The organism is Marinovum sp. (genome assembly GCF_048263515.1).
Taxonomy (GTDB): Bacteria; Pseudomonadota; Alphaproteobacteria; order Rhodobacterales; family Rhodobacteraceae; genus Marinovum.
Map to the genome: position 1 here is coordinate 312946 of NZ_JBLXEC010000001.1, position 12922 is coordinate 325867.

12 protein-coding genes are annotated in these 12922 nt (G+C 64.1%); 6 read left to right on the forward strand and 6 right to left on the reverse strand.

What is annotated here, in order from left to right; genetic code table 11:
- Positions 1-89 precede the first annotated feature (89 nt).
- From ACN0SE_RS01485 to ACN0SE_RS01500, 4 genes are all read left to right on the forward strand, one after another.
- On the forward strand, positions 90-1589 hold the full coding sequence (locus ACN0SE_RS01485; RefSeq protein ID WP_417522696.1) for an ABC transporter substrate-binding protein: 1500 nt from the start codon (positions 90-92) through the stop codon (positions 1587-1589).
- Between the two features lie 74 nt (positions 1590-1663).
- On the forward strand, positions 1664-2584 hold the full coding sequence (locus ACN0SE_RS01490) for a carbohydrate ABC transporter permease (RefSeq protein ID WP_417522697.1): 921 nt from the start codon (positions 1664-1666) through the stop codon (positions 2582-2584).
- The gene (locus ACN0SE_RS01495) at positions 2581-3429 is read left to right on the forward strand and encodes a carbohydrate ABC transporter permease (protein ID WP_417522698.1); all 849 of its coding nucleotides are present in this window, start codon (positions 2581-2583) and stop codon (positions 3427-3429) included. The genes ACN0SE_RS01490 and ACN0SE_RS01495 overlap by 4 nt, the downstream gene beginning before the upstream one ends.
- Positions 3430-3432: 3 nt before the next feature.
- Complete coding sequence (locus ACN0SE_RS01500) at positions 3433-4965, forward strand: sulfatase (protein WP_417522699.1); 1533 nt, start codon at positions 3433-3435, stop codon at positions 4963-4965.
- Between the two features lie 224 nt (positions 4966-5189).
- Here ACN0SE_RS01500 and ACN0SE_RS01505 read toward each other — a convergent pair whose 3' ends face one another.
- The 5 genes from ACN0SE_RS01505 to dctP form a co-directional block, all read right to left on the reverse strand.
- Positions 5190-5699, reverse strand: coding sequence for an OsmC family protein (locus ACN0SE_RS01505; protein ID WP_417522700.1), 510 nt, complete (start codon positions 5697-5699; stop codon positions 5190-5192).
- An 11-nt stretch (positions 5700-5710) separates the two neighbouring features.
- Positions 5711-6601 carry an SMP-30/gluconolactonase/LRE family protein gene (locus ACN0SE_RS01510; RefSeq protein ID WP_417522701.1) on the reverse strand — a complete coding sequence of 297 codons (891 nt, stop codon included), beginning with the start codon at positions 6599-6601 and terminating at the stop codon, positions 5711-5713.
- 15 nt (positions 6602-6616) lie between these two features.
- Positions 6617-7927 carry a TRAP transporter large permease gene (locus ACN0SE_RS01515; RefSeq protein WP_417522702.1) on the reverse strand — a complete coding sequence of 437 codons (1311 nt, stop codon included), beginning with the start codon at positions 7925-7927 and terminating at the stop codon, positions 6617-6619.
- A gap of 9 nt (positions 7928-7936) precedes the next feature.
- Positions 7937-8485 carry a TRAP transporter small permease gene (locus ACN0SE_RS01520; protein WP_417522703.1) on the reverse strand — a complete coding sequence of 183 codons (549 nt, stop codon included), beginning with the start codon at positions 8483-8485 and terminating at the stop codon, positions 7937-7939.
- Between the two features lie 86 nt (positions 8486-8571).
- Positions 8572-9573: a TRAP transporter substrate-binding protein DctP gene (gene dctP, locus ACN0SE_RS01525; protein WP_417522704.1), complete on the reverse strand. Its 1002-nt coding sequence runs from the start codon at positions 9571-9573 to the stop codon at positions 8572-8574.
- A 148-nt stretch (positions 9574-9721) separates the two neighbouring features.
- Here dctP and ACN0SE_RS01530 point away from each other — a divergent pair, with 148 nt between their 5' ends.
- Positions 9722-10762, forward strand: coding sequence for a LacI family DNA-binding transcriptional regulator (locus tag ACN0SE_RS01530; RefSeq protein WP_417522705.1), 1041 nt, complete (start codon positions 9722-9724; stop codon positions 10760-10762).
- A 72-nt stretch (positions 10763-10834) separates the two neighbouring features.
- Here the strand turns inward: ACN0SE_RS01530 and ACN0SE_RS01535 are convergent, their stop codons facing one another.
- Entirely contained in the window at positions 10835-11491 is a 657-nt protein-coding gene (locus tag ACN0SE_RS01535; protein ID WP_417522706.1) for a GntR family transcriptional regulator, read from the reverse strand.
- A gap of 139 nt (positions 11492-11630) precedes the next feature.
- Here ACN0SE_RS01535 and ACN0SE_RS01540 point away from each other — a divergent pair, with 139 nt between their 5' ends.
- Entirely contained in the window at positions 11631-12905 is a 1275-nt protein-coding gene (locus tag ACN0SE_RS01540; protein ID WP_417522707.1) for an ABC transporter substrate-binding protein, read from the forward strand.
- Positions 12906-12922 lie beyond the last annotated feature (17 nt).

Genomic DNA, 12922 nt, shown 5'->3' on the forward strand with positions numbered 1-12922 from the left:
TATCAACTTTTTTACAGGTTGGCGTCAAGTTAATGTCACCTTGACCAGCGGGCAGAGGAGACGCCCCGCACAAGGGAGGAGACCTGATCATGACCATGTCCCGGGGGCTGAGCCGCCGCAATTTCATTCTCGGATCCAGCGCCGGTGCGGCGCTTCTGGCCAGTGGCGTCGGCGCACAGACGGTGCCGGCACCGCTCAACGACATTGCCGCCGGATCGACATTCCGCTGGATCGACAGTGGTGACCAGAAGGCGGTGTTCTTCAAGAAGTTCTTTGCCGATTACGCCGCCGCGCGTGACATCAAGGTGGTCTACGACCCGCTGCCCTGGAACGAGATCGCCCGCGTGATCCCGCTGGGCGTCCGCAACGAGACCGCGCCGGACGTCTTTGTGCTGCCGCGCAATACCTCGCTGGCGGATGTGGTGGCGCAGGGCTGGCTGCAGTCCTTTGACGATTACATCCCCGACATCGAGGCTTGGAAAGCCGGCTTCCCGACCGGGGCGTTCCTGCCTGGGATCAACGTCTTTGACGGCAAGACCTACGGCCTGCCCTTCACCTCGAACAAGCGCTATTCCACCCATCTGCTTTACAACAAGGCCTACATGGAGGCGGCCGGTTACGACCCTAAAGACAAGCCGCTGACCCAGAGCGAATTCCGCGAGGCCGCGCGCAAGATCACCGAGGCCGGCAAGGGCCGTTACTTCGGCTTCATCCTCGGCGGCTCGCAGCTCAATCGCTGGCAGGATGCGGTGCGCAACATGGGCCGGATGGCCGGCGCCAGCGCCGGCGGCGACAGCCCGCTGGATTCCGATATCGATCTGCGCACCGGCGAATATGTCTTTGACAGCGATGAATATATCGCCGCCGTCGAGTTGCTGATCGCGATGAACGACGACGGCAGCTTCTTCCCCGGACTGATGAACCTGAATGCGCCGCAGGCGCGGGCCTATGTGCCGCAGGGCGCCGCCGGCATGATCCTGCAGGGACCCTGGAACATCCCCGGATGGGAAAGCGAGCATCCGCAGTTCGATTTCGGCGTGGCCTCCGGCCCGGTGCCGGACGATGGCCCCACCGGCAAGCTGACGATCAGCCAGGCGGGCGCGGTGCCCAACACCATGTGCCTCTGGGCAGGCTCGCAGAACGGCGCGGTCGCCGGCGAGATCTTCCGCCATCTCGGCACCCTCGAAGGCCAGGTAGACTGGGGCACCATCGTCGGCGCCGGCGATCCGCCGATCATGCCGGAGGCGATTGCCAAGGCCGACTTTTCGCCCCGGTCGCGCAGCATCCTCAATCACTTCAAAGATGCCATTCGCGTCGGTCCCAACCCGATCGTGCGCAATGCCGATCTGGCCCGGGTGATCAGCACCTTCACCGCGCCCGACATCGGCTTTGCCCGCACCGTGCAGGGCCTCGTCTCGGGCGAGATGACCGGCGTCGCCAAGGAGATGAAGGCGCTGAAGGACCGCTATGATGCGGCGCTCGACGCCGCCTTCGACAAGGCCCGCGCCGAGGGCGCGCAGGTCGACCGCGCCGACCTGGTGTTCCCCAACTGGGACCCGGACGTCGATTTCGCCGCTGCCGACTACTGAGCCTTTCCGCTCTCTCCCCCGGGGGTCGCTGCCGATCGGGCGGCCCCCTCCTTTTGCCCGGACAAGAGCTGACAATGCGCCTGATACACACACTTCACCGACACCGCTTCGCCTATCTGATGCTCGTGCCAGGGCTGATCCTGTCGGGGATGTTCGTCTTCTACCCGATCTTTGCCGCGGTGTTCTATGCGATGCAGGACTGGTCGGGCTTCAACGCCGACATCAAGTTCGTCGGCCTGCGGAATTTCGTCGATCTGTTCCGCGATCCGATCTTCTGGAATGCCTTCGGCCGCTCGATCTACTTCCTGCTCGGCACCGTGCCGGCGCAACTGGTGCTGTCGCTGATGCTGGCGATGGTGCTGAACAACCAGCTGCTCAAGCTGTCGAACCTGTTTCGCACAATGGTCTTTCTGCCGGTGGTCACGCCGGTGGCGGTGATCGGCATCGTCTGGACCTTCCTGCTCAGCCCGTTCAACGGCCCGATCAACGGGCTGCTGCTCGACATCGGCCTGATCTCGCGGCCGATCGATTTCCTCGGCTCGTCGGATACCGTCATGCCGTCGGTGATCGGGGTCTATGTCTGGAAGTGGCTGGGGATCACGCTGATCTACTGGCTGGCCGCGCTGCAGACCGTGCCGGAGGACGTCTATGACGCTGCCAAGCTCGACAACTGCAAGGGGCTGCGGCTGGTGGTGCTGGTGGTGCTGCCGATCATCATGCCCTTTGCGGTGGCGATCACCCTGATCACCATGGTTTCGGCGCTCAATGTCTTTCCGCTGATCATGTCGATGACCAATGGCGGGCCGTTCTTCGGCTCGGAGGTGATGGAGATCTTCATCTACCGCACCGCCTTTGCCAGCGACGACGGCACCATCCCGAGGCTGGGCTATGCCGCGGCGGCGGGGGTTCTCTTCGGCCTGATGATCCTCGGGCTCACCATATTGCAATCGTTGGCCACGCGGATGGCACGGCGCCGGGCGGAGGGCATGGCATGAAACGTCTGATCTTTGGCGATCACGCCCCCAGCCGCCGCATCGCGCTGATCTCTCTGGCGATGACCGTGCTCTGCCTGATCTGGATCTATCCCTTTGTCTGGATGCTGGCGACCTCGCTGAAATCCAACACCGAGATCTTCGGCAACCCCGGCCTGATCCCCGAAAGCTGGGCCTGGGAGAACTATGCCCGCGCCTGGACCGAGGCCAACATGGGACGGTATTTCTTCAACACGCTGTTTGTCACCGTGGGTTCGGTGATCCTCGTGACCTTTGCCACCTCGCTGATGGGCTATATCCTTGGGCGCTTCAGCTTTCCCGGCCGCACGCTGCTGTTTGTAGCCACCGTCTCGACCGTCTTCGTGCCGCAGGGCTTCACCATCATCCCGGTGTTCGAGCTGCTCTCGGCGCTGGGGCTCTCGACCAGCCTGGTGGGCCTGACGCTGGCCACCTCCGGCAATGCCATCGTGATCTTCGTGGTGCTCTTTGCCGGCTACTTCAGCCAGCTGCCGAAAGAGCTGGAAGAGGCCGCCCGCGTCGAAGGCGTCACCCAATGGCAGATCTTCTGGTACGTGATGCTGCCGCTGGCCAGGCCGATGGTGGTGACCGTGGTGATCATGCAGGTGCTGAACGCCTGGAACGACTTTCTCCTGCCGCTGGTGATCACCCTGGCCAATCCCGCGATCCGCACGCTCTCGGTCGGCATCTATGCCTTCAAGGGCGAGCAGACCATCGACTGGACCGGCATGGCGGCCGCGGCAACCATTTCGATCATTCCCGTTGTTCTCCTGTTCATCCTGCTGCAGCGCTATTTCATCAATGGCCTGGCAGGCGCGGTAAAAGGCTGACCCATGACCCAGCGCCCCAACATCCTTCTGATCACCACCGACCAGCAGCATTACAGCGCCATGGGCTGTGTCACGCCGGGGCTGAAGACCCCCAACATCGACCGGCTCTGCGCCGGGGGCACGCGGTTCGACCGGGCCTATTGCCCGGCACCGACCTGCACACCCTCGCGGGCTTCGATCCTGACCGGGCTCTACCCGTCGCAGCACGGCGCCTGGACCATCGGTTGCAAGCTCGACGAGAGCCTGCCGACGTTGCCGGGCCTTCTGAGCGGTCAGGGCTATCGCACCGGGCTGATCGGCAAGGCGCATTTCCAGCCGCTGGCAGGTGACAGCCTGGAGAAACAGCCGATCCTGCGCGACATCGACTTCTGGCGCGGGTTCAACGGGCCGTTCTATGGCTTCGATCACATCGAACTGGTGCGCAACCACGCTGACGAGGCGCATGTCGGCCAGCATTACGCCGCCTGGATGGAAGACCGCGGCCTGGCCAACTGGCGCGACTATTTCCAGCCCCTGCCGGGCGACGACGCACCGCTCGCCCCGAAGCGCGCCGAGGGGGCGCCGTACTGGGCGCGAGAGACACGCAGCTGGGCGCTGCCGGAGGACATGCACTATACGCCCTGGATCGCCGAGCGCACGCTGGCCTTCATCGACGATGCCGCGGACCGCGGTGATCCCTTCTTCCTCTGGACCAGCTTTCCCGACCCGCATCCGCCTTATACCGTGCCCGAACCCTGGGCCTCGATGTACGACCCCGAGGACATGGAGCCCGGCGCCGTCACCCCCGGCGAACACGCTCTGAACGCGCCGCATTTTGCAAAGACCCAGCAGGAGGCACCGGATTTCGCCGATTGGCACCAGCCGCACGAGGCGCATGGCTGCGACAGCCATCTCTACCCGCGCGCGGCGCTGAAGAAGGACATGGCGGTCTACTACGGCATGATGAGCTTCATGGACCGCGAGATCGGCCGCATCCTCGACCGGCTCGATGCGCTCGGGATGACCGAGACCACGCTGATCGTCTTTACCACCGATCACGGCCATTTCCTGGGCCAGCACGGCCTGGTGGCCAAGGGGCCGTTCCACTACGAGGACATGCTGCGCATCCCCTTCGTGGTGCGCTGGCCCGGCAAGGTGCGGGCGGGGGCCGAGAGCCGCTCGATCCAGACGCTGCTCGATCTCGCCCCGACGATGCTCGAGGCCGCCGGCGTCGCTGCGCCGCCGATGCAGGGCCTGTCGCAGCTGGCCCATTGGCAGGACCAGGCCCCGCCGCCCCGCGATCACGCGCTCTGCGAGAACCGCCACAACCCGCTGGCACCGCATGTGACCAGCTATATCGGCGAACGGTTCAAGATCTCGGTCTATCGCACCGAGGACCATGGCGAGATCTTCGATCTCGAGAGGGATCCGGGCGAGATCAACAACCTCTGGACCGATCCCGGCTCCACGCGGCTGCGGGCGACGCTGTTGCAGAAGATGGTACAGGCGATCCAGGCGGCCGAGCCGCTGAAATCGCCGCGGGTGGCGCAGGCCTGACCCTTGCTTGGCCGAGCGTAATGGTGAGTCCGTGCGGCAGCGTGACCAGAAGACATGACAGCGCCGATATTCCATCCGCAAAGGCGGGGCCACCTCGGGCCTCGGACAAGGGCCGCCCGTCACGGCAAAGGCCCCCATCCTTGAAGCCGCGATGCGCCTCCTTCCGCGTCGACGGGCCTTTCGGGCCGGGTCGACGCGGACACTTGTGACCGAACCGTGACCCGTCAGGCTGCCCCTTGCCGGGCGGTCCGGGTCTTCCAGACCACGTTCATCTCGACATCGGCACCTTCGAACAGGTTCATCACCGGGCAGCGCTGTTCGACGTTGCGCCGCAGAAGCTCGAGCCGCTTCTCGCTTTCGTCGGTCTCGAGCTCGATCACCATGTCGACCGAGGTGAAATAGGGCCGTACCCCCTTTACCCCGCGCGCGCCGCGCATGTCGGCGGTGCCGGTGCACTCGATGGTGAGGTCGGTGAAGCTGAAGCCGATGGCCTTGGACACCAGTTTCAGCACGACGCTCTCGCATCCCACCAGCGCACCGAGCAGCGATTCCAGCGGCGTCGGCCCGAGGTCGGTGGCACCCTTGTGCTCGGGCTCGTCGATGATCCAGCGGTGGCCCCGGCTGCTGACGGCGACCAGCAGCTCGCCCTTCATCCGGGCCGAGACCTTGGGATGGATCAGCGTTGCAGTCTTGGTGTTTTCGATGCTGGGCGGGATGTCGAATTCGTTGCTCATGTGCGGTCCTTTCAGAACATGGCCAGACCGGTCAGCCCGGTCTCTATGCGGTAGACAGAGGTGGAGGCGGTGATGAAGAGCGTGCGCAGCTCCGGCCCGCCGAAGCAGAAATTTGTGGATTTCTGCGGTGTCAGGATCACGCCGAGGCACTCTGCCTCGGCATCGAACAGATGGACGCCGCCGGGCCCGTTGCAGAGGATGTGGCCCTCGGTGGTGGTCTTCATGCCGTCGGGCACGCCCTCGCCGTCGCCGGTGACCTCGGCCCAGACGCGCGAATTGCTCAGCGCGCCGTCGTCGGTCACATCCAGCACCCGGATATGCCCGCCCCAGCTGTCATTGACGAAGAGCCGGCTTTCGTCGGTCGATAGGCAAAGCCCGTTGGGCTGCTGGAAATCATCGGCCACCAAAGCGAGGGTGCCGTCCGGGTCGAGCCGATAGACGCCCTGGTAGGGCAGCTCCTGCTCGCGCAGGACCCCGAGCTCTTCGCGAATGCGGCCGAAGCTGGGATCGGTGAACCAGATCCGGCCCTGGCTGTCGCAGACCACATCATTCGGGCTGTTGAGCTCCTTGCCGTCGTAGTGGGTGGCGATCGGCACCACGTGCTTGCCGTCATGCTCATGCCGGACCAGCTGCGACGAGGCATGTTCGCAGGAGATCACCCGGCCCTGACGATCGAAGAAGTTGCCATTGGCCTGATTGGACGGCGTGCGAAACACCTCGAGATCGGCGGAGGGGCGCCACTTGTACTGGCGGCTTTTCTGGATGTCGGAGAAGATCAGCCAGTTTTCCGTCGGGTGCCAGATCGGGCCTTCGGTAAAACCGAAGTCGCCGGCGATCTCTTCGAGCCGGCTGTCGGCCGGGATGGCAGTGGTAAAGGCGTCGGAACGGATGTCGAAGGGCATCGGGGTCTCCATGGGTCAGCCCGCCCCGAGAACGAGGTTGGGCAGGAACAGGGTGATGGACGGAAAGAGGATCAGCAGCGCCACGGTCAGGATGTCGATCAGCACAAAGGGCCAGATCGCGCGAAAGATGCCGTTGATCGGGATGTCGGGCCGGACGCCGGCCACGACATATACGTTGAGACCGACGGGCGGCGTGATAAATCCGATCTCGACCATCTTGATGACCAGGATGCCGAACAGGATCGGGTCGATCCCCAACTCGACGATGGCCGGAAAGATCACCGGCAGCGTCAACAGCATCATCCCCGAGGCGCTGAGGAACATGCCCAGAAAGGCATAGCCGGCGAGCACCGCGATCAGGATCACCGTCGGCGGATAGGGCAGGGCGACCAGCCATTCCGCGATTTCGGTCGGCAGCCGGGTAAAGGCGAGGAAGCGGGCAAAGATGAACACGCCCCAGAAGGTCGAAAAGATCATAACCGTCAGCTTGGCGGTCTCGACCAGCGACGACTGCAGTGCGCCGAAGTTCAGCTTGCGGCGCAGCAGGGCGTAGACAAACACGATGGCCGCCCCGGTGGCACCGGCCTCGGTCGGTGTGGTCCAGCCGGTGGACATGCCGCCCAGGATCATCAGCATGACAAGGATGATCGGCATCACGTCGATCAGCGACGCGCCGCGCTCGGACCAGCTGATGCCGGTGATCGGGCGGCCGAGGTCGGGATTGGCGGCAAACCGCAGCAGGATGAAGCCGGCATAGAGCAGGGCCGAGAATACCCCCGGGATAAAGCCTGCCAGCAGCAGCCGGCCGATGCTTTCGTCGACGATGGCACCATAGACCACCAGCGCGGCCGAGGGCGGGATCAGCGAGGCCAGGGTGCCCGCCGCGGCCACGGCCGCCGCCGAGACCGAGGGAGAATACTTCAGCTTCAGGAGCTCCGGGATGGCGACCCGGGCAAAGACCGCCGCCGTGGCCTGGCTGGCGCCCGAGACCGCGCCGAACGCCCCGGCGGCCAGCACGGTCGAGACGGCAAGCCCGCCGGGCATCCAGCCGATCCACGCCTTGGCGGCGCGATAGGCGCCCTGCACCATGCCCGAGGACGAGGCAAAGAAGCCGATCAGGATGAACATCGGCAAGACGCTGAACAGGTAGTTCGAGCCGGCCGAATGCGGGATGATGCCGGCGATGTTAACCGCCACCGGCCAGCCCTTGAGCACGACGATGCCCAGAAAGCCGGTAATCGCGGTGGCAAAGACGATGTGCACACCGGTCATCACCATGACGACGAGTGCCAGAAAGCCCAGGGCGCCGATTGTCGAGGGATCCATCATGTGTCCTTACGCGTCCATGTCTTCGAGAGGATTGGGCGGCTGCGGCACGCCGATCGGCGCGAGATCGGGGTCTCGCAGGAGACGGCCGAAGACCCAGAGCTCGAGCGTCAGCCGCAGGGCGAGGATGCCGAGGCCCACCGGTGCGGCCAGTTTCGACGGCCAGGTGGGCAGGCCGACTCCGATGGTGGTGTCACCAAAAGTCCAGGCGCGGGCGAAATGCGTCCAGGTGCCCGGCAGGATGGCCAGCACGACGAACAGGCCGATCAAGGTGGCGAACAGATGGGTCAGCCATTGCGCGCGGCCGTGAAAGGCCTTTTGCAACATGTCCATGCGGATGTGCCCGGCCTGCCGGTAGCAATGCGAGATGCACAGCAGGCTGAAGGTCACCATCGACATCGAGATGAAGTCGATCTGCCCCGCAATCGGCGCATTGAACAGCCGCCGCATCAGCACCTCGGCGGTCACCAGCAGCATGATCACGAATATCGTCAGGCCCGCGATCCAGGCGGTCGCGTATTCGATCCGCATCAGGGCCTTGTCCAGCTTGTCGAGCATGAAACCTCCGGCGCACCCGGCCGGGTGCGACTGTCAGGGAAAAGGTGGGCGGAAGCGACGGGAGGACGCCCCCGCCCGGGGGCGGGTCAGTTTCCGGCGTTCAGCACGAGATCGAGCATCTCGCGCCCCGGAAGACCCTTGCCTTCGAGATCGGCGACATAGGCATCCCAGACCGGCTGGGCCGCGTCCTTGCGCAACGCCTCGATCATCTCGTCGGTGACCTTCACATGTTTCAGGCCGCGCTTTTCGAGCTCGGGGGTGTAATACGAGGCGGCGTCGTTCTGTGCGGCGATCGTGGCCGCGCTGGCATGGGCCTTGGCGTCCTCGAGCAGCGCCTTCATGTCGTCGGGCAGGGCGTCATAGGCAGCGGCATTGCCGACCAGGGTCACATGGGCCGAGCCGGCCGCCATGCCGGTGGTGTACCAGTCCGACAGTTCGTAGAGCTTGTAGCCGCCGTGCCCCGAGGGCGTTGCCGCGACCGCGTCGATCACGCCGGTCTGCAGGGCGTTGTACTGCTCGGGCCCACTGACGTTGACGAGGCTGGCGCCATAGACCGCCAGGGCATTGCCAATGCCGCTGGTCGCCTTGAGGCGCATGCCGTCAAAGGCCTCGAGCGTGTCGGGCGGCGTGCCCTTGCCCATGATCTCGTAGTTCGGCTGCACCACGGTCATCATCGGCATCACGCCCCACCGGGCGAATTCCTTCTGCACGTGGGGGTTGTCGTAGATCATCTCTGCCACGTCGAGGCGATCTTCCATCGTGGCAATCGGCAGGAAGGGCAGGTCGAGCACCGAGAGCAGCGGGTTCTTGCCGGGGTGGTAGCTGGAGATCACGTAGCCCAGTTCGAAGGCCCCGATCGACACGTTGTCGAGAACCTCGCGGGTTGGCGAGAGGGTGCCGTTGTGGACGGTGATCTCCATCTTGCCACCGCTGTTCTCGTTGACGTAGTCGGCAAAGCTTTCGCCGGCGACGCGGAACGCCGGGCTGCCAAAGAGCGCAAGGTCCCAGGATATTTCCTGCGCCTGGCTGCCTGTCGCCATGACGGCAAGGGCGGCGGCGCCAAGCGCCTGGAGCGTGTGATGTTTCATGTGGTCTCCTCCCAGAAAACGGTGTCGCAAATGATCGCGCGTTCATGATGATTGCGGCAAAAGGGAGTATGGAGTCAAGTATTGCTTATTAAAAAGATGAAATTTGGCATGAACGCGCGTTCATTCATAACGCTGGACAAGCAGGCTGATGTGCGCCATTGTCCTTGCAAACAAGGGAAAAGAACTGCCGATGTCAGATGGACGAGTTACCGCAGATGATGTTGCACGAAAGGCCGGCGTATCGCGGGCAACCGTGTCGCGGACCTTCTCGCGCGGGCATTCCGTGCAGGAACAGACGCGACAGCGAATCCTCAAGGCCGCCGCCGATCTCGGCTATCAGCCCAACGCCCTGGCGCAGGCGCTGACCTCGCGCCGGTCGCAGATCGTCAGCATCCTGATGGGCGAGCTGAAAAACCCGATACATGCCGTGCTTCATCAGTCCATCTCCATGGCATTGCAGGAGAAAAACTTTATTCCGATTTCGGGGCAGATCGGTGTCGACTCGGATGCGGACAAGCTGATCGCCACTTTCCGGCAATACCAGGTCGGTGTCGTCATCCTGACGTCGATGAACATTCCGCCGGGATTGATCGGAGATCTGCACAAGGCCGGGCTGCAGGTTCTGCTGCTCAACAGGATCGACGACGACGAGATCACTGCCTCTGTCTGCGCCGATCTGACCCAGGGGGGAGCGCTGGCCGCCAGGCATCTTGCTGAACGCGGGTGCACCTCGGTTGCAGTGGCCAAGGGCCCGGCCGGTCACTGGACCAGCGCGGCGCGCTTTGCCGGGCATCTTGCCGGGTTGGAGCGCATGGGCCTTCAACCTGCGAAGATCCTCGAGGGGGGCTATACCTATGCCGACGGCGCGCGCGTCGCAAATGCGCTTCTGGCCGGAGGGGGTGGGCTGCCCGAGGGTGTCCTGTGCCCCAACGACCTGTTTGCGATCGGTCTGATGGACAGGTTGCGGGCCGGGGCGGGTCTGCGATTTCCCGAGGATATGCGGGTTGTCGGTTTTGACGACATTCCAATGGCGGAATGGGAAAGCAACCAGCTGACAACGATCAGGCTGCCGGTGCATTCCATGGCCAAACGGGCAACCGACGTGATCTCGCGCATTCTTGTCGATGAAGAGACCGTCGAGGAAAAGATCTGGATACCTTGCCGGTTGATCGAGCGCGGCTCTGCCTGATCCGGGCCGGCTCGGTGCGGGGACAGCCCTGCGCTGCCATGCGGTCAGGCGGCGCGTCTGCCCGTCGCAGGATCACCGGCGCGCCGCCTTGCGACCGGCAAATCGGCGTTCGTAGAGCGCGCGGTAAGCCTCGGCCGAGGCGGGCAGGTGATTGCGCACGCTGGTTTCATAGGCGTCGGTATCCGTCCCGCGCATCGCCGCGATGATCGCCAGGTGCTGCGCGACGATCGTCTTCATGTGATCCTTGTCATCATATTTCACCACCCGGATCGGCTGGGCCATCCGGGCGTGGCGGGCAATGAGCTCGGCCAGCCGGGGATTGGTGCAGCAGCTGTACTGAAGTTCGTGGAACTGCTGGTTCAGCTCGTAGACATCGCGGAAGTCGCCCTTCTCGGCGGCCTCGGCATGGGCCCGGGCCAGTCTTTCGAGCGAGGCGGTCACCTCGGCCGGCGCCGGCAGCGGGGTCTTCCGCGCGGCGGCGGATTCGAGAACGATCCGCAGGTCGTAAAGCGTGTCCACCTCGTCCGGGGTGTAATCCGCAACTTCGACGCCGCGGCGCGGGCGATGGACCAGCAGTCCCTGGTTTTCAAGCTCGGCAAAGGCGTGGCGGACCGCATGACGCTTGGCGCCATAGCTTTCCATGACGCTGTCTTCCGTGATGCGCGTACCCGGTGCGTAGACCCCGAAGATAATGTCGTTTTCCAGTTCGGTCTGCAGTGTCGTCGTCATGAAAGGCGGCCTTGCTGAATGGGTTGTTCCGGAGCTTAGCGGCCAGCGCAAATAATCTCAACGATAAAATTATTGATAATCCCATTGACCAGAATCGGCGCCCGTCTTAACGTCGCCGCAGTTTCAACGGGAGGATCACATGAAACATCTCACCAGCGCGCTCGCCATGGCTGCGGCGCTTGTCGGTTCGGGCGCATTTGCCTGGGAAGCCACCGAAGGCAAGCCGTATGACGGCGAAACCGTGCATGTGCTGGCGGTCAAATCCAGCCAGTTCGAGGCGCATGAAGCCCGGCTCGCCGCCTTTGAAGAGGCCACCGGCATCGATGTTGTCTATGACTACGTGCCCTTCCCGAACATGAAGGAAGCGCTGACCACCGAGATGGTCGCCGGCGGCGATTACGACGTTGTCTCGATCATGGATCAATGGGTGCCGTCGCTGCAGATGCTGGTGCAGCCGATTGACGAGGAAGTGGCGTCCAAGGCAGTCGATCTCGAAGATTTCCCGCCGGCGCACCTGCGTCATGGCCGGGTGAACGGCGAACTTGTCGGCCTGCCGGTGCGCGGCCACGTGCAGCTTCTGTTCTATCGCAAGGACCTGCTCGAACAGGCTGGCGCCGCCGTGCCGAACACCTGGGACGAGGTGGTGAGCGCTGCCAAGGCGGTCCAGGAGGCAACCGACGCATCCGGGATCGCGCTGCCCTATGGCAAGCTGAGCGGTCAGAACCTGATGGTCTGGATCAACCTGCTCTGGGGCCACGGTGGCAAGCTGTTCGACGAGGCCGGAGAGCCCGCCTTCAATTCCGAAGCCGGGATCGCCGCGACCGAACAATATGTCAGCCTGCTGACCGAGGAAAAGATCGCGCCCGCCGGGTCGGCGACGTTTGTCGAGCAGGACGCGGTCAACAGCTTCAAGCAGGGCAATTCGGCCATGCTGCCGGTCTGGTGGTGGGTGCGCTCGCAGCTTGCCGATCCCGAGCAGTCCAAGCTGACCGCCGAGCAGATCGGTTTTACCTCGCTGCCGTCGGTGGGGGATGCGCCCAAGACCACCTTTACCAACACCTGGATCTTTGCGGTCACCGAGGGCGCCGAGAACAAGGGCGCCGCGGTGGAATACCTCAGCTGGCTGACCGATCCCGCGCTCGAGCGTGAGGTTCTGCTCGACGAAGGCCTGAGCGAGGTCGTGGCGGTGCACTTCTCCAACCTGCGCGACGACGAGGTCAACGCCCGTTGGGGCGGAATGCATTCGGCCGCCGCCGAGGCGCTGGCCACCGCGGAAGGCATGGAGTTCGGTGACAACTGGCCGCGCGTTTCCGAGATCCTCGAGACCGCGATCTCCAGTCTCGCCAGCGGCGAGGAAGCCGACACCGCGACCGCGCTGAACCACGCCGCCGAAGAGATCAAGCGTATCCGCTGATCCAGGGCGACCGGCGC